Origin of the sequence: Loigolactobacillus zhaoyuanensis, from assembly GCF_003946385.1 — a bacterium.
Lineage (GTDB): Bacteria > Bacillota > Bacilli > Lactobacillales > Lactobacillaceae > Loigolactobacillus > Loigolactobacillus zhaoyuanensis.
The window spans coordinates 1-16,265 of sequence record NZ_RHOE01000054.1 but is presented as its reverse complement, the minus strand read 5'-3'; the positions used below and the strand labels follow the sequence as shown (position 1 = coordinate 16,265).

The 16,265-nt window shown below is 43.6% G+C and carries 16 protein-coding genes and 1 other annotated feature; of the genes, 13 read left to right on the top strand and 3 right to left on the bottom strand.

Annotation, left to right across the window (positions count from 1 at the left end):
* Positions 1–341 precede the first annotated feature (341 nt).
* The gene (locus EKM76_RS10025; protein WP_125550537.1) at positions 342–1,280 is read left to right on the top strand and encodes an AEC family transporter; all 939 of its coding nucleotides are present in this window, start codon (positions 342–344) and stop codon (positions 1,278–1,280) included.
* A gap of 106 nt (positions 1,281–1,386) precedes the next feature.
* Positions 1,387–2,765, top strand: a protein-coding gene (locus EKM76_RS10020; RefSeq protein WP_125550536.1) for an IS3 family transposase whose coding sequence is annotated in 2 segments (ribosomal slippage) — positions 1,387–1,876 and positions 1,876–2,765 — 1,380 coding nt in all. Because the reading frame shifts where the segments join, the coding sequence is not laid out codon by codon here.
* A gap of 63 nt (positions 2,766–2,828) precedes the next feature.
* On the opposite strand, the gene thrB is transcribed toward EKM76_RS10020, so the two are convergent.
* A complete protein-coding gene (gene thrB / locus EKM76_RS10015; protein WP_125550535.1) occupies positions 2,829–3,695 on the bottom strand; it encodes a homoserine kinase in 867 nt (288 codons plus the stop codon).
* 270 nt (positions 3,696–3,965) lie between these two features.
* On the opposite strand from thrB, the gene EKM76_RS10010 reads away from it, so the two are divergent.
* Positions 3,966–4,637 (top strand): 2,3-bisphosphoglycerate-dependent phosphoglycerate mutase, encoded by a 672-nt coding sequence (locus EKM76_RS10010; protein WP_125550534.1) that lies wholly within the window; start codon positions 3,966–3,968, stop codon positions 4,635–4,637.
* 57 nt (positions 4,638–4,694) lie between these two features.
* Here the strand turns inward: EKM76_RS10010 and EKM76_RS10005 are convergent, their stop codons facing one another.
* Together EKM76_RS10005 and EKM76_RS10000 are read right to left on the bottom strand one after the other, a co-directional pair.
* A complete protein-coding gene (locus EKM76_RS10005) occupies positions 4,695–6,032 on the bottom strand; it encodes a C1 family peptidase (protein ID WP_125550533.1) in 1,338 nt (445 codons plus the stop codon).
* Positions 6,033–6,143: 111 nt separating this feature from the next.
* Positions 6,144–6,422, bottom strand: coding sequence for a GNAT family N-acetyltransferase (locus EKM76_RS10000; protein WP_125550532.1), 279 nt, complete (start codon positions 6,420–6,422; stop codon positions 6,144–6,146).
* A 403-nt stretch (positions 6,423–6,825) separates the two neighbouring features.
* On the opposite strand from EKM76_RS10000, the gene EKM76_RS09995 reads away from it, so the two are divergent.
* From EKM76_RS09995 to EKM76_RS09955, 10 genes are all read left to right on the top strand, one after another.
* On the top strand, positions 6,826–7,362 hold the full coding sequence (locus EKM76_RS09995) for a dCTP deaminase/dUTPase family protein (RefSeq protein WP_125550531.1): 537 nt from the start codon (positions 6,826–6,828) through the stop codon (positions 7,360–7,362).
* Positions 7,363–7,441: 79 nt separating this feature from the next.
* Positions 7,442–8,812 (top strand): DNA repair protein RadA, encoded by a 1,371-nt coding sequence (radA, locus tag EKM76_RS09990; RefSeq protein WP_125550530.1) that lies wholly within the window; start codon positions 7,442–7,444, stop codon positions 8,810–8,812.
* Between the two features lie 97 nt (positions 8,813–8,909).
* Complete coding sequence (locus tag EKM76_RS13475; protein ID WP_164507634.1) at positions 8,910–9,083, top strand: hypothetical protein; 174 nt, start codon at positions 8,910–8,912, stop codon at positions 9,081–9,083.
* Between the two features lies 1 nt (position 9,084).
* A complete protein-coding gene (locus EKM76_RS09985; protein ID WP_125550529.1) occupies positions 9,085–10,224 on the top strand; it encodes a PIN/TRAM domain-containing protein in 1,140 nt (379 codons plus the stop codon).
* Positions 10,225–10,465: 241 nt separating this feature from the next.
* Positions 10,466–11,956: a glutamate--tRNA ligase gene (gene gltX, locus EKM76_RS09980; protein WP_125550528.1), complete on the top strand. Its 1,491-nt coding sequence runs from the start codon at positions 10,466–10,468 to the stop codon at positions 11,954–11,956.
* Positions 11,952–12,158 (top strand) — a binding site (T-box leader). Its footprint overlaps the gene before it by 5 nt.
* An 89-nt stretch (positions 12,159–12,247) precedes the next feature.
* Positions 12,248–13,654 carry a cysteine--tRNA ligase gene (gene cysS / locus EKM76_RS09975; protein ID WP_125550527.1) on the top strand — a complete coding sequence of 469 codons (1,407 nt, stop codon included), beginning with the start codon at positions 12,248–12,250 and terminating at the stop codon, positions 13,652–13,654.
* Positions 13,654–14,073, top strand: coding sequence for a Mini-ribonuclease 3 (locus EKM76_RS09970; protein ID WP_125550526.1), 420 nt, complete (start codon positions 13,654–13,656; stop codon positions 14,071–14,073). Before cysS ends, EKM76_RS09970 begins: the two co-directional genes overlap by 1 nt.
* Positions 14,057–14,839, top strand: coding sequence for a 23S rRNA (guanosine(2251)-2'-O)-methyltransferase RlmB (gene rlmB, locus EKM76_RS09965; RefSeq protein ID WP_125550525.1), 783 nt, complete (start codon positions 14,057–14,059; stop codon positions 14,837–14,839). The genes EKM76_RS09970 and rlmB overlap by 17 nt, the downstream gene beginning before the upstream one ends.
* Positions 14,836–15,363, top strand: a complete 528-nt coding sequence (locus EKM76_RS09960; protein WP_125550524.1) for an NYN domain-containing protein — start codon at positions 14,836–14,838, stop codon at positions 15,361–15,363. The genes rlmB and EKM76_RS09960 overlap by 4 nt, the downstream gene beginning before the upstream one ends.
* A 91-nt stretch (positions 15,364–15,454) precedes the next feature.
* On the top strand, positions 15,455–16,030 hold the full coding sequence (locus tag EKM76_RS09955; protein WP_125550523.1) for an RNA polymerase subunit sigma-70: 576 nt from the start codon (positions 15,455–15,457) through the stop codon (positions 16,028–16,030).
* The last annotated feature ends 235 nt before the right edge of the window (positions 16,031–16,265 follow it).

Below are 16,265 nucleotides of genomic sequence, written 5' to 3'. Positions count from 1 at the left end.
TCCTTGTTATCTAAGTAATACTGAACGGCCTGTTCCTTAAATTCCTTGTCATAACTGTGCTTCGTCATTATTTGATCCTCCAATTTACTTCCTTAATTATACTAAATCAGAGTCTCTATTTAACTTGTACACTTTTTATTCTAGGCCCAAAGTGTATTAAAAGTAATATCATAATAATTAGCCATTTAAATCAGCTCCTTTGTTTTTACTGGTCACCCTAAGTATACTGCATTTTCATAAAATGTAACCGTTTTAAGCATGGATTTTAGCTGAAAGTCACTTTGGAAACGACTATGAAAGTGGTAAACTGATAGCTATTATAATGATAAGGTGTGGTTTGGATGGGCATATTTTTACAGAGTATCGAGGGTGTCTTGGTCATCCTGGTTATGATCGTCGTCGGCTACTGCTTAGCACGTGCTGGCTGGTTCGATGAAAAAAGTAGTAAATTAATTGCGCGTTTGGTCACGCAGATCGCTTTGCCATGCTACATGTTAGATACGATCACCCGTGATTTTACGGCCAAAGAATTATTTCGTTTGTTACCGGATTTGAAGTTTCCCGTAGTTTCGATGCTGATTTTATTCGGTATTTCAGTAGCGGTGGCGCGGCTGATCCGCATTCGTAAAGAGCGGCGTGGTTTATTTGAATCGATGTTTTTCAATTCAAATACAGTTTTTATTGGCCTGCCGATCAACATGGCTTTATTCGGTAATAAAAGTTTGCCCTACGTGTTGGTGTATTATATGGCGAATACGACTTTCTTTTGGACGCTAGGCGTTTATTTGATCAAGCGAGACGGTACGAGCACAGAGCAGTTTAGTTGGTGGAAAACGATCAAAAAAGTTTTTTCACCACCGTTATTGGGCTTCATGGTCGCCGTTGTTTTAGTATTGTTACATATTGAAGTGCCGAAGTTCTTGATGTCCGATTTTAGCTATATTGGCGGCTTAACGATTCCGTTATCGATGATTTTTATTGGGATCGCGATTCAAAATGCTGGTTTGAGCCAAATGCGGATTTCGCGGCACAGTGTCGGTATTTTAGTTGGGCGCTTTATTTTGGCACCATTGTTAATGAGCGCGCTAGTTTTGCCAGCGCCGGTGCCAGTATTGATGAAACAGGTTTTCATTTTACAGTCAGCCATGCCAGTAATGACCAATGCGCCAGTTGTCGCTAAATTATATGGTGCTGATGCGGATTATGCCGCTTTGATGGTGACTGAGTCAACTTTGTTAAGCCTAATTGTGATTCCAGTTTTAATGACGCTTATTCGATAAAAAGTGTGACGGCACACGTTTAAACTATGCTCTTCAACAATAAAAAAGAGGCTGCGTGAAGTGAACCCCCGGTATTGGACCAAAATCCAATACCGGGGGTTTTATTATGACCAAATATACTAAACAATTTAAATTACAGGTTGTCCAAGACTATCTCACTTCTTCGTTAGGGATTGTATTGATTGCTAGAAAGTACCAGATCAAAAGTGACATGACCGTTAATAAGTGGGTCCGACAATACCAGCGCTTCGGCACCGCTGGGCTTGAAGTACGGCGACCAGAGAAAGTTTATGATGGCACTTTTAAGGTGAATGTTTTAAACTGGATGAAAACGAATCAGGCATCCTTAATGGAAACGGCCCTTAATTTCGATATCTCTGCGCCATCAACCATCTGGCAATGGCAACGAACTTTCGAAAATGAAGGACTTGATGCCCTGTATCGTAATCGAGGACGGTCAAAAATCATGTCAGCTGATAAACAAGGCAAGAAGACGAAACAACCAACCGAATTAGCGCGCTTGCGTGACGAAAACGAATTACTAAAGATCGAGAACGAGTATCTAAAAAAATTAAAGGCCTTGGCTCAATCACAATCAGACAACGAGCGCAAATCATCCAAGAACTAAGGCCCAATTATCAGCTCGGTAAGATTCTTAAAGTAGTGGGTATGGCCAAAAGCACCTATAGCTATGCAATAAAGCATGTGCCAGTTGAGAGCGATTCTGATGCGGTCCTTAAGCAGACCATTACGGATATTAAAGCTAAAGCAACTGCGGCCGGTTATCGCCAAGTGACTGGCCAATTACGGGCCATGGGGCTCGTAGTCAACCATAAGAAAGTCTTGCGTTTAATGCGCGAACTAGGCCTATTATCAACGGCGTATAATAAGCAAACCCGCAAGTACAACTCGTACAAAGGAACGGTTGGTAAGCTTGCTAAGAATCGGCTTAATCGCCGTTTTATGACTAACCGCCCCTATCAAAAGCTAACAACTGATATCACTGAACTTCGCTGGGGCAATAAAACAATTGGAGAACGGGCTTACTTTACGTGTATTTATGATCTATTTTCCGGTGAAGTCCTGAGCCATAATATCTCTTTAAACCCAACTGTGGCGTTCACCACCGATGTTTTAACAGCAGCAATCAACTTGATGCCAAAACAACTAGGGTATCGGACAACAATTCATTCTGATCAAGGCTTTCAGTATCAGAATCCACGTTGGGTCCGCATTTTAAAGCAACAGCGTATTTTCCAAAGTATGTCACGCAAAGCAACTTGTCTAGATAACGCAGCGATGGAAAGTTTCTTTCACATCATGAAAGCAGAAGTTTATGACCAAAAACAGTTTGACACCTTGGCAGAATTAACTTTAGCCGTATCGAACTGGATTCAATATTATAATGTCACACGAATCAAAACAAAACTGGGTGGTAAGAGCCCGGTTAAATACCGTGTTCTTACCACCCAGAAAGTTGCTTAAAGTTTCGTCCAATATTTGGGGTTCACTTCAGCGACATAATTTTACTTATGCCACAGCCTTTTTTTAGAAAACTTGAATGCCATCTTTATCGGCGGAAAGTGAAATCACTGTGCCAGTGGGGTGCTTTTGCATTAAGGCTGCTTTGATCGCCTCGGTTGACTCCTCAGGGCACATGGTGATGATTGCTGGTCCGGCGCCGGAAATAAAGGTACCGTACGCACCGAGCGCATTGGCAGTAGTGCGCATTTGCTTGAGAAAGGGGACGAAATTATCGCGGTAGCGTTCCTGCAATAAATCATGCTCCATCATGTCACCAGCTAAGTTGAGATCGCCATTTAAAATCGCCGCGATCATAACGTTGGCCACAGCGCTACCGGCAATGGCTTGACTATAATTCAGTGTTGCTGGTAGGACTTCGCGACTTTTGATCGCCGGTAATTTTTCGCGAGGAATATAGATCACAAAATCAGAATCCGGAAAAAAGTGGCGGACAGAGTAAACGTGGTCTTTGATCATAGCTGCGGTCACAAAATTACCACGAATCGCTGGTGCCACATGATCGGGATGATGCTCGAAGCCTGTGGCTAACGTGATTTTTTCCTCAATGCTTAAATTTAGATTGGCTAAGCGGTTAGCTAGCTCAATACCGCCAACGACTGCCGCAGCACTACTGCCGAGGCCACGCTGGACTGGAATATCGGACATCACACTTAATTGATGTGGTGGCAAATGCGGACCAGCCACTGCCACTGCCGTTTTAACGATCAAATTTTGCTGATCATTGGGGATTTGTGGGCCTAAATTGTGTTGCACCTCCCAATGTGCACTTTCTGGGCCAATTTGAATACGTAAATAAAGTGCCAACGCAAGGCCACATGAATCAAGGCCAGGGCCAAGATTGGAAGTCGTTGCTGGAACTTGAATTTTCATAAGTTACCTCCGTGTAAACCGAAAAATTAAAATTTAATTAGATATTTATTTATCTAATTTTAATTATAGCGAATTCGCCAGCTTATGGAAACAGAAAAATAGCGATATCACTGTTTTTTTCATCTAATTTTCGTTAAACTGGAGAGTGACGAAAAAATAACCGAGCTTTAATTTGCCGCCAGTGACTAATGGCGTAATTCAATTGTAAAAGACGAAAATAGTTCCAGTAGGTGCTGAAATAATTATTAATTGTGAAATGGAGTGATCAGCATGGCGCGGTTGGTTTTATTACGGCATGGCGAAAGTACCGCTAATCGTGACAACATTTATACTGGTTGGTCAGACGTACCGCTGACTGCTGCTGGTATAGCTGAGGCGCAACGGGCTGGTCAGCGCCTAGCTAAACTGGGCCTTGATTTTACCGCGGTGCATACTTCGGTATTGCAGCGGGCAATTTTGACGGCCGACATCGTGATGACCCAGCTAGATATTGCGGCGGTTCCTTTGTATAAAACTTGGCGCTTAAATGAGCGTCACTACGGTGCTTTACGTGGTCAAAATAAAGACCTGACCCGCCAAGAATATGGCGCTCAGCAAGTTGCACTGTGGCGTCGCAGTTATACAACGGTGCCACCTAAGTTAGCACAACCAGATTATGATCGGCGCTACACTCGTTACGGCTATCGTTTTGAGCCATTGGCGGAAAGTTTAGCCATGGCGTTGGCCCGAGTCGTGCCATATTGGCTCGATCATATTGGCCCAGAATTGATCAATGGCCATGATCAATTAGTGGTGGCTCACGGCAGTACGATCCGCGCCTTGATCAAGTATCTAGAGGATATTTCTGATACTGGGATCGATGGTGTAGAAGTGGCTAATGGTGAGCCAATTGTTTATGATTTAGACGCAAAATTACGAATTAAGCAAAAAAGAATTATTTAAGGATAGAAAAGGGGTGATACCATAAACTATGGTATCACCCCTTAAAGTTAATCAAAATTACCGTGCAGCTAAGGCACCCATTGGATCCCATGGTGCTAGGACTTTGGGATCTTCGTTAGTGACCGCTAATAAGTCAGCGGGTAGGTATTTTTTGTTGATCACAATTTGGTAAACGTATTGGTCTAACCAATCGTCACTCATGACAAAATAACCTTTTTCGCCAACTTTATCGCCCCAAGAGTTTTCAACCTTCCATTTAGTCGGTTGGTCATCAACTAGATCAACGCCAGTAATGACCATGGCGTGCGTCATTAGACTTTCAGCGTAGTCTAAGCGTTGAGCCTTTGTCATGCCTAGATCAATATTGAATAAGGCGTCTTTGTCATAGATCGCTGTATCCATGATACCGATTTGACGGTCAGAGGCTTGGCCAACGTCACTACCGAACCAAACACTTTCACCAGCTTGCAATTGTTTGATGGCTAATTGTTTGAAAGTAGCGATATCTAAGTTCAAATGGCGGACTTGCCGGCCGCCGACCACGTTGCCCAACATTTCAATCGTGTATAAATGATTATATGGTTTATCGTCAGTTGGGGCGTTGATGATCGATTGATAGTTGTCTAGATCCCAGCCAACATATTTCTTAAAGAAAGTTTGTGGGCTGAGATCACGATCGATGTGGTAAGCTTTATCGCCATCACGATATTCAAAATCAAATTTTACGGGTGGTTCACCTAAGGTGTAGACCAAAATTCGATAAACTTCGCTTAAAAAGTGTGATTTTGTTGCGGCGATATCATCAGCACTAGCGTTATCGGCCACTAATTGGCGTAAAGTAACGGCGTCCTTGCGTAGTTTTAAGTTCAGTACGCTATTGAGCTCGCTGGATTTAGAACTATTGTAAGTTTCTGGCATAACGTACTTAGGAACGATCCCGTACTTATCGATCAAAGCCGTTAACATGTCCCATTGACCGCCATCTTGTTGTGGTGTAGTTAAGAGGAAGGCGACTTTACGACTAGAAACAGGTTCTGTTGCCGTCGCTAAAATATTTTCGTAGAAATAGTTAGATTTTTCAAACTTGTCCCAGAAGTTAGTGTAGTTTTGGGATAACTCAAAATCCTTTAAATTAAATTGGTCGGCAATACTGCGCCGCATTGTGTTCAAGGCAGCAAACATCCAGCAACGGCCACTTTGTTTCTGATTGGCCACTTTTTCGGCGGCTAGATCGATTGAGAAAGTCTGATTCATCGCGATTTTTGAATCGGTATTTTCACTGGTTGCTAAAATACCATTGTTCATCACTGCGCGTTTGATCGTAGCTGATTGTGGGACTTGCTGTAAGTTAACTTGATAATCAGTAATTGCAGCTGGGGTTATTTCTTGACTCAATTTATCCACTCCTTAATTTTAATGACGATTTTAAGCGTCCATCCCCATTTTAGTACAAGCAGAGGGCGTTAGTAAATAAGCATTGCCCAAAAGTTGGACCACGCTTATTCCTTATTTAGCAACGATGTCGGCATATTCTGGCTTGCGGGCAAAGAAAGTCTTCGCGTAAGGGCAAATGGGCAAGATCTTTGCGTTTTGTTTTTGAGCATGAGCGATCACGGTTTCAACTAGCTTACCGGCGATACCTTGGCTACGATGATCTTCGCGAACGTAGGTATGGTCTAGTGCTAAAACGCTGCCGTTGTGTAAGCTTTGAAAAGTGACTTCAGCGACAAGACGACCGTCAGTATCATTGTGATAGTAGCGGCCAGGTTCATAATCAAATTCCATTAGTGTGCCTCCTCTGATTTCAATAATTAATTTTGTTACATGAACGTCTGATCATTGTCGTATTTAGTCGACGCTGCTAGCTGGTAAGCTATCCAACTAAGAGCCAAAAATCCACTGGACTAACAATCACGTTTATTGTAAAGTTTAACCCGGAAAAAGGCAAGAAAACGGTTTCTGAAATGGTGATAATGATTGATTGATCAAAATCAGACTGAGTGATCATTTTTGGAACTAGAAACTAGTTAATTTTAGCTTATATTCTAAGTCGAGTTACCTATTTACCGGAATAAATGCTATCATTAAGGACAAGAAATAGACGTAAAATAAAAAATAATTTCGTGATAATTGCCTAGCTATAAAATAGGTGCTGATGTGCGAATACTTAGGTGTAAGGAGTTTATTTATGAAGCGAGGATTTGAAATTGTTGCGCGGTATCATGACGCCGACTTACAATTACCGCAGCGGGCTACTGAAAAAGCAGCAGGTTACGATTTTCAAGCGGCGGAAGATTTCACGCTGCCATCAATTTGGCGCGGTGATTTTTTGCGTTTGCTATGGCACGTGCGGCATGGTCAATCACTGACCGCTGCGGACTACACTGCGGCCAATAAGACACTGAAGCCATATTTAGTGCCAACTGGGATCAAGGCTTATCTGCAGCCAGAAGAATATTTGCTACTTGCTAATCGCTCCAGTGGACCAATCAAGCGCGGTTTGATTTTACCCAATGGCGTCGGGATCGTGGATGCTGATTACTACAACAACGCTCAAAATGAAGGCGAAATTTTCTTCCAACTAGTTAATCTTAGCGTGCGCGACGTAGTGATCAAAAAAGGCGAGCGCATTGGTCAAGGTATTTTTATGCCATATTTACGTAGTGACAGCGATCAAGGCGGTCAAAACAAACGCACTGGCGGCTTCGGTTCCTCTGGGCGCTAGTTCAGACTTTCGACGGATTCGGTCCGTCAACTAAACGACTAGACTGGGTCTTATATAAAAATAGAAAAGGATGTATTCTGTGGCCAAAACAAAAACACAATTTGTTTGTCAAAATTGCGGCTATAACTCGCCGCGTTATCTGGGCCGCTGCCCAAGTTGTGGTGCGTGGAACCAAATGGTGGAAGAAAAAATTGCCACTAAAAAAGAAACCACAAATGCGCAAACAAATTTAGCAGGAAAAATCGCTAAGCCAGAGTTAATGGCGGCGGTCAGCATTGAAAAGGAACCCCGGGTGCACACCCAACTCGCCGAATTAAATCGCGTGCTCGGTGGTGGTATTGTGCCCGGTTCTTTGGTGCTGATCGGTGGCGATCCTGGTATCGGTAAGTCAACACTGTTGCTGCAAGTTTCTGGACAATTAAGCAATGGGAAAGAGAAAGTTCTGTATGTTTCGGGGGAAGAAAGCGCAGCGCAGATCAAGATGCGTGCGAGTCGCCTCGGCGTATCCGGGCAACAACTTTACCTTTATCCCGAGACCGATATGGGCAGTATTCGCCAGCAAATTGAAAGTCTTAAGCCGGATTATGTGATCATTGATTCGATTCAAACCATGCAGGAGCCTGATTTAACTTCTGCTATTGGTAGTGTGGCGCAGGTTCGTGAGGTGACGGCATCGCTAATGCGGCTAGCTAAGCAAAATCAGATCACGATCTTTATCGTCGGCCACGTGACGAAAGGTGGAGCAATCGCTGGGCCGAAGATCTTGGAGCACATGGTGGATACCGTTTTATACTTTGAAGGTGATCAACAACGGACTTACCGCATTTTGCGCGCCGTTAAAAATCGGTTTGGTTCAACCAATGAAATTGGTATTTTTGAGATGCGGGCTGGCGGATTATACGAAGTTGCTAATCCTTCAGAAATTTTCTTAGAGGAACGACTCACCGGTGCGACTGGCTCGGCGGTCGTGGTTTCATTAGAAGGTACGCGGCCGATTTTAGTTGAAATTCAAGCCTTGGTCACGCCGACTGTTTTTGGTAACGCCCAGCGGACAACTACCGGGATCGACCGTAATCGGGCAGCGTTGATCATGGCGGTGCTGGAGAAGCGCGCTAATTTAATGTTGCAAAACCAAGACGCCTATTTGAAGGCGGCTGGTGGCGTTAAACTCGATGAACCCGCTATTGATCTGGCAGTAGCCGTTAGTATTGCTTCGTCCTACCGTGACAAGGGCACGAAGGCGACTGACTGTTTTGTTGGTGAAATTGGCTTGACCGGCGAGGTGCGTAGTGTCAATCGAATCGAGCAGCGCGTCAAAGAAGCGGCTAAGCTTGGCTTCAAGCGCTTTTTCATTCCCCATAACAATCTAAAAGGGCTAGAAGTCCCCAAAGAGATCAAAGTGATCGGCGTGACGACGATCACGGAGGCTTTGCAGAAAGCATTTAACTAAGCCGTGTCACCTGTAACATCAAAGATTTTGGTACAAAATTATCCACTTTATGTGGAGTAGAGCCATGTTTTTGACGAGCGAGCTTGCGGCCGTCAAAATGGCCATCGTCCGTAACGTCAAAGATTTTGGTACAAAATTTATCCACTTTACGTGGAGTAGAGCCATGTTTTTGACGAGCGAGCTTGCGGCCGTCAAAATGGCCATCGTCCGTAACATCAAAGATTTTGGTACAAATTTATCCACTTTAAGTGGAGTAGAGAAGGTGAGTTAGGATGAAAAAAAGAATTACCACACTATTGATCGTTTTGGTCGGGGCTTCATTGATGGGAACCTTCATGCCATTATTATGGCGTTTGGCTAGTTTAGCCGATGTCCGTTATTTAAATAATATATTCGTTGATGTTTTACTAGGTGCAATTATTTCTTATTTTATTTCGCTGTTTTTGGCTGGACCGATCGTGCGGTTATTTGAGCGTTTAGTCAAACAGGCTGAAACGCTGATCAGTAAACAATCGCCAACTTACCTGTTGTTTGGTAGCCTAGCGACGATCATTGGTTTGATTCTGGCCAATATTATTTCGATCCCCTTGTACCGGATGAACTTTTTCTTATTTAACACGTTAGCGCCAATTATTTTAATGGTGCTGCTAGGTTACATTGGTTTTCGTGTCGGGACAACGCGTACGGAAGAATGGCGCCGCTTGTTCCAAGCGCGCAGTAAGAAGGCGGTTGTCGAAACGGCGGAAGAACAAGGCCGAGTATTAGACCGCAAAATCGATGATAATTTTCATAAGTATAAGATCCTTGATACGAGTGTGATCATTGATGGCCGAATTTATGAGATCGCACAAACTGGCTTTATTGAAGGCACGCTATTAATTCCTAATTTTGTGCTACATGAGCTGCAATTGATCGCAGATTCAGCTGATTCATTAAAGCGGACACGTGGTCGGCGTGGGTTGGACATTTTGAATGATCTACAAAAAACTGACGCCATGCCAGTCGAAATGTATGAAGGCGACTTTGAAGATTTAACGGAAGTTGACGGTAAATTAATTAAATTAGCTAAGTTACTGGACGGCATTGTGGTGACGAATGATTTTAATTTAAACAAAGTCAGTGAGTTTCAAAATGTGCCGGTGCTGAATATTAATGAATTAGCGAATACGTTGAAGCCAGCAGTGATCCCCGGTGATGCGATGACGGTCACCGTGGTCAAGTCTGGGACTGAGCGCCAGCAAGGGGTGGCTTACTTAGATGATGGGACCATGATCGTTGTTGAAGATGGTCAATATTATATGAATAAATCCTTACCGGTAACCGTCACTAGCGCTTTACAAACTGCGGCAGGACGGATGATTTTTGCTAAGCCAGCTCATTCACAAAAAGGTTTGCGGGAACACAATAAATAATTTGGTCAGTTGCCTTTACAAGTTTGGTCTTGACCAGTAAAATTAAAGTTGCTATGTCAGATCACTTATCAAGCGACCTGGCACGAATGTTTAGTCGATTGGAAGTGGCGGCAAACTTTTTTGTGGCACATTTTCAAGCGGGTGTCTTACGGGCTATTTTTGCTAGCTTTTAGCAAGAATGTGCCTAAAGGATAGTCCAGCATAACTAAAAAGGAAAAAATTGAAAGAGGCGGGATTTAAATTGGCAGATAAAAAAATTCGTGTTCGTTATGCACCAAGCCCAACTGGCCATTTGCATATTGGTAACGCACGGACGGCATTGTTCAACTATCTTTTTGCGCGGCATAACAAGGGTGAATTCGTGATTCGTATTGAAGACACGGATACTAAACGCAACGTTGAAGGTGGTGAAGAAAGCCAATTGACCATGCTTAAATGGTTAGGGATCGATTGGGATGAAGGTCCCGACAAGCCAGGCGCCGTTGGTCCATATCGGCAGTCAGAACGGAGTGCAATTTATGGTCCGTTGATCCAACAATTGGTTGATCAGGGCTTAGCTTATGAATCTTACATTACGGAAGATGAATTAGCTGCACAGCGGGAAGTTCAAAAAGCAAACCATGAAATGCCCCATTATGAGGATGAGTTTGCGGGTTTAAATGCTGAGGAAAAGGCGGCTAAGATCGCCGACGCTAAAGCTAAAGGTTTAAAACCTGTGATTCGTTTCCACGTTCCAGTGCATAAAAAATATGAATTTAATGATTTAGTTAAGGGTCATATTGAGTTTGATTCAGACTCCATTGGCGGCGACTTTGTGATCATGAAGCGCGATGGTATGCCCACCTACAACTTTGCCGTGGTGGTGGATGACCATTTGATGGCGATCACTCATGTCTTACGCGGCGATGACCATATTGCCAACACGCCAAAACAATTAATGATCTATGAGGCTTTTGATTGGGAAGCACCTGTTTTTGGGCACATGACTTTGATCATCAACACGCAGACCGGTAAGAAGTTGTCTAAACGTGATGAAAACACCTTACAATTCATTGAACAATATCGTGAATTAGGTTATCTGCCAGAAGGGATGTTTAACTTCATTACCTTGCTTGGCTGGTCACCAGTCGGCGAAGATGAGATCTTTACGCGTAAACAATTGATCAAACTGTTTGATCATAAGCGTTTGAGCAAGTCACCGGCTAAGTTTGACGCTAAGAAGCTGGAATGGGTCAATAATCAATACATGAAGCAATCTGACAGTAGTAAAGTCACTGACATGGGCTTATATCAATTGATCAAAGCGGGTCGTTTGCCAGAAGATCCTGATAATAAAACCATTGAATGGGCACGTACTTTGGTCGGTTTATACCATGATCAAATGAGTTACGCCGCCCAAGTTGTTGAAGAATCGGCTGTTTTCTTCACGGAGCCACCTAAGTTGGACGAAGCGGCTTTAACTGAATTAGCAGTTGAAACAGCACCAACAGTTTTAAACAAATTTGCTGAATTGATCAAGCAAGTTAAGATTTTTGACGCGGTGGAAATTAATAATGCGATCCAACAAGTGCGCGCGGAAACAGGCGTTAAGGGTCGGCATCTGTACATGCCGATCCGCATTGGGACAACACGTTCAACGCATGGTCCAGCAATTGCTGAATCGATCGAGTTGCTTGGTCGCGAAAAGACGATGCATCATTTAGAGGTCACTTTAGCGGAATTGAATCACTAAAGCCATGACGGGAATAAGTAGGTTGATCGACTTGAACAGCGAGCGCTTGGTTGGTGAAAAAGCGTCAGGTCAACAATTGAAATGCCTCCTTGAGTGCATACGCGAGTTTAGGTAGTGTATGCCGGCATCATTCACGTTACTGAATGAAAAGAAAGTTATTTGACTTTGAATAAAAGTGGGACCACGTGTAAACGTCTTTTGATCAATGCGATCAAAAGGCGTTTTTATTTTCCATTAATAATTGTTTTACGTTAGAATGAAGTAACCATTAAAAATTACGGGGGTGCGAGGATGATTCAAGTTTATAATACCTTGACGCGTGAAAAAGAGAAGTTTAAACCCTTAGCTACTGGTGTGGTCAATATGTATGTTTGTGGACCCACCGTTTATAATTACATTCATATCGGTAATGCGCGTTCGGCGATCGCCTTTGATACGATTCGGCGTTATTTTGAATTTCGCGGTTTTAAGGTGAATTACGTTTCTAATTTTACCGATGTCGATGATAAAATGATCAAACAAGCGCAAAAAGACGGCATCACAGTCCCAGAATTGGCGGACAAATTTATTGCGGCGTTTGATCAAGATACAGCGGCGCTCAATATTGAGCCAGCGACAGTGCGGCCGCGAGCAACTGAAAACATTCCCGATATTATTGCCTTCATTCAGGTATTATTGAATAAAGGGTATGCCTACGTGGCAGCTGGTGACGTTTATTATCGGGCGCGGAAGTTTGCCCATTATGGTGAACTGTCGGATCAAAATATCGACCAATTAGAACAAGGCGCCAGTGAACATACGGCTGATGCTGAAACCCAACGTAAGGAAGACCCAATTGATTTTGCCTTATGGAAAGCGGCTAAGGCAGATGAAATTGCTTGGTCAGCGTCTTGGGGCAAAGGTCGGCCAGGTTGGCATATCGAATGTTCAGTCATGGCGACTAAGTATTTAGGCGATACCTTTGACATTCATGGTGGCGGCCAAGACCTAGAGTTTCCCCATCATGAAAATGAAATTGCTCAAAGTGAAGCCAAAACCGGCCAGAAGTTTGCTAACTATTGGATGCATAATGGGTTTGTAACCATTGGCGACGATAACGAAAAAATGAGTAAATCACTAGGTAATTTTGTAACCGTCCACGATTTAATTCAGCAAGTCGATCCACAAACCGTGCGCTTTTTCATGGCGACCACACAATATCGGCGGCCGATCCATTATAATGAAGCGACTTTAAATGAAGCAGCTAATAATTTACAAAAGTTGCGCATTGCTTTTGATAATCTCAGCTACCGGCAAAAGGACGCTGCAGCAGGAAACGACGCTGAAGTTGAGTCGCAATTAGCCCAGCTGAGCCAGGATTTCATTAGTGCAATGGATGATGATTTTAATGTGCAAAATGGGATGACGGCAGTCTATGAGCTTGCTAAATTAATGAATATTTATAGTGAACAGGCGACTGTCGCGGCAGCCACGGTTGAGCAATTACTTAGCAGCTTTACTGCTTGGCTACAGATTTTTGGCGTTGACTTCAAGCCGACTGCACTATTGGCAGTAGAGATCGAGCAATTACTACAAGAACGTAAAGCTGCGCGGACTAATAAAGATTATCAACGCAGTGACGAGATTCGTGATTTATTAAAAGCGCAAGGAATTGTGTTGGAAGATACGGCGCAAGGCACGCGTTGGCGGAGGGAATAATGACAGAAGCAGTGGATTATCGGCAATTAAATGGCATTGCGCTAGCTTACATGGGTGACGCTAGTTATGAGGTTTACATTCGGCGGCATTTGTTAAGCCGCGGCATCACTAAGCCGGCACGCCTACAGCATCAGGCAACTTATTTCGTTTCAGCCAAGGCACAAGCTGCCTTGATCGAAGCCATGTTAGCCCAAGACTTATTAAATGAAGAAGAGCTCAGCTTTTATAAACGTGGTCGCAACGCGAATAGTCATACTCACGCCAAAAACACGGCGGTGACGACTTATCGGATCTCAACTGGATTTGAAGCTTTGATGGGTTATTTAGCGTTAAGTGATCAGCAGGCGCGCTTAGATGAGTTGGCAGCTTGGTGTATTACCCAAGTAGAGGAAGGTAAAATTAATGAACAAATCAAATGAACCACAAACTGACGCGACTGATTTTGTGATCGGCCGCCACGCTGCCCACGAAACTTTGCAAACAGAAGGTGCGCAACGAGTCAATAAAGTTTTTATCCAAGAAGGCTTAAAATCAGACTCTTTGCACGCCTTACAGCAATTGGCTAAAGCTAAACGGATCCCCGTTCAGTCAGCACCAAAAAATAAATTAGATACCTTAAGTGATCACGGCAATCATCAAGGTGTGGTTCTGGCGATCACACCGTTCGCGTACGTCGAATTGGATGATTTATTCGACCGTGCCGCTGCCAAAAATCAACCACCATTCTTCCTGATTTTGGATGGTATTGAAGATCCACATAACTTAGGCTCGATCATGCGAACTGCTGATGCGGTTGGTGTACACGGAATCATTATTCCTAAACACCGTGCGGTCGGTTTAACCAGTACCGTGGCGAAAACGTCGACTGGTGCAGTTGAACATATCCCAGTAGTTCGGGCAACTAATTTAGTCGCTGTGGCCAAAGAATTGAAGCAGCGCGGTGTTTGGCTATTTGGGACTGATATGGCGGGCACCGATTATCGCCAGTGGAATGCTAAAGGGGCCATTGCCTTGGTGATTGGTAATGAAGGTAAGGGCATTGCGCCATTGCTGAAGCGGGAAATGGACGAAACGATCACGATCCCCATGATCGGTCATGTGCAAAGCTTAAATGCCAGCGTTGCCACTGGTTTGCTGCTGTATCAGGCTTACAGCGTTAAGCAAGGAAGCGGTGAGCTACCATGATGCACGAGATCCTGATCATCGATGGTTACAATGTGATCGGTAACTGGCCAGAATTAGACCAGCTAAAGCAAGCTGATAAATTAGCTGATGCCCGGGATGAGTTGCTCGGTCAGCTAGCTGAATTTCGCAAATACGAAGATGCTGAAATTATTTTAGTTTTTGATGCGATGTATGTGCCGGGAATTACGCAGCGCTATGATCAATATAATTTACAAGTCGTTTGGACGCAAGAAGATGAAACAGCCGATAGCTACATTGAAAAATTAGCCGTTAAGTTGCAGAATCGTTTGACCCAAATTACCGTTGTGACCAGTGATCAGGCGGAACAGTGGACCATTTTTTCCCGTGGTGCTGTGCGGATCTCTTCACGGGAATTTAAAATGGTGATCCAGCGGGCCAAAGCAGCAATTAGTCGTGATGTACGTCATTATCACGATACTGATCTGCGGCGCCGCTCACCATGGGACCAGCAACAATTATTATCATTGGCTAAATTACGCGATAACTTAACTAATGACGATTAACGATAAGCAAAGTCTAAATAAACGTTCGTTCGCTTGTAAAACGCTTTCGTGGTTGCTATCCTGAATTTAAACATGGCAGCCAGTTGAAAAAATGTATGAAGAGGAACTTACCACCTTGATCACGGCAGCAGCAGCTGGGAATTCTAACGCTTTTGAGCACTTATTTTATCTCTATCGGCCGATGCTAAAAAAGATCCAGCAACAATATTATCTTTATCAATTTGATGACGATGATTGGGATCAAGAAGCACGGATCATCTGCTTTCGCGCAGCACGAAGCTATCGTTCAGATACCCGGCTGACCTTTGGCCGGTATTATCAGCGCTGTTTGCTTTGTCGTATTTATACACTTTTACGACGCCAAAATGCTAAGAAACGCCAAATTGATCGGCACACTGTGTCAATTGAAATTGATGAAATTAAACGGCGCGTTGAAACTAAAGGCTCGTTACAGTCGTTGAATTGGTCACTGATTCGGGCGCACGCCGATGATTTTATTGGGCAACTATCTGAGTTGGAACAGATCGTCTTTTATCGTCAATTGGCGATTAGTTTTGAATGGCCCAGTACGATCGTGGCTGAAGTCACCGAGGCCCAAGAACGTAATGCGTTAGACCGATGCCGGCGTAAATTAAAAAAATACTTAGCGGACCATGTTTTAATGTAATATTAACAGGGGTAAAACAGTTGATCCTGTTTTACCCCTGTCGCCATACTAACGAAAAAAGGGCTATGACATAAGTAAAATTATGTCACTGAAGTGAACCCCCGGTATTGGACCAGAATCCAATACCGGGGGTTTTACTATGACTAAATATACTAAGCAGTTTAAACTGCAGGTGGTTCAAGACTATCTCACTTCTTCGTTAGGGATTGTATTGATTGCTAGAAAGTACCAGATC

Bases quoted from the DNA above. Each gene is read 5' to 3' on its own strand.
- EKM76_RS10025 (WP_125550537.1), top strand. From the start codon at position 342: ATGGGCATATTTTTACAGAGTATCGAGGGTGTCTTGGTCATCCTGGTT.
- thrB (WP_125550535.1), bottom strand. From the start codon at position 3,695: ATGAAAATTCAAGTTCCAGCAACGACTTCCAATCTTGGCCCTGGCCTT.
- EKM76_RS10010 (WP_125550534.1), top strand. From the start codon at position 3,966: ATGGCGCGGTTGGTTTTATTACGGCATGGCGAAAGTACCGCTAATCGT.
- EKM76_RS10000 (WP_125550532.1), bottom strand. From the start codon at position 6,422: ATGGAATTTGATTATGAACCTGGCCGCTACTATCACAATGATACTGAC.
- EKM76_RS09995 (WP_125550531.1), top strand. From the start codon at position 6,826: ATGAAGCGAGGATTTGAAATTGTTGCGCGGTATCATGACGCCGACTTA.
- EKM76_RS13475 (WP_164507634.1), top strand. From the start codon at position 8,910: ATGGCCATCGTCCGTAACGTCAAAGATTTTGGTACAAAATTTATCCAC.
- EKM76_RS09985 (WP_125550529.1), top strand. From the start codon at position 9,085: ATGAAAAAAAGAATTACCACACTATTGATCGTTTTGGTCGGGGCTTCA.
- cysS (WP_125550527.1), top strand. From the start codon at position 12,248: ATGATTCAAGTTTATAATACCTTGACGCGTGAAAAAGAGAAGTTTAAA.
- EKM76_RS09970 (WP_125550526.1), top strand. From the start codon at position 13,654: ATGACAGAAGCAGTGGATTATCGGCAATTAAATGGCATTGCGCTAGCT.
- rlmB (WP_125550525.1), top strand. From the start codon at position 14,057: ATGAACAAATCAAATGAACCACAAACTGACGCGACTGATTTTGTGATC.
- EKM76_RS09960 (WP_125550524.1), top strand. From the start codon at position 14,836: ATGATGCACGAGATCCTGATCATCGATGGTTACAATGTGATCGGTAAC.
- EKM76_RS09955 (WP_125550523.1), top strand. From the start codon at position 15,455: ATGTATGAAGAGGAACTTACCACCTTGATCACGGCAGCAGCAGCTGGG.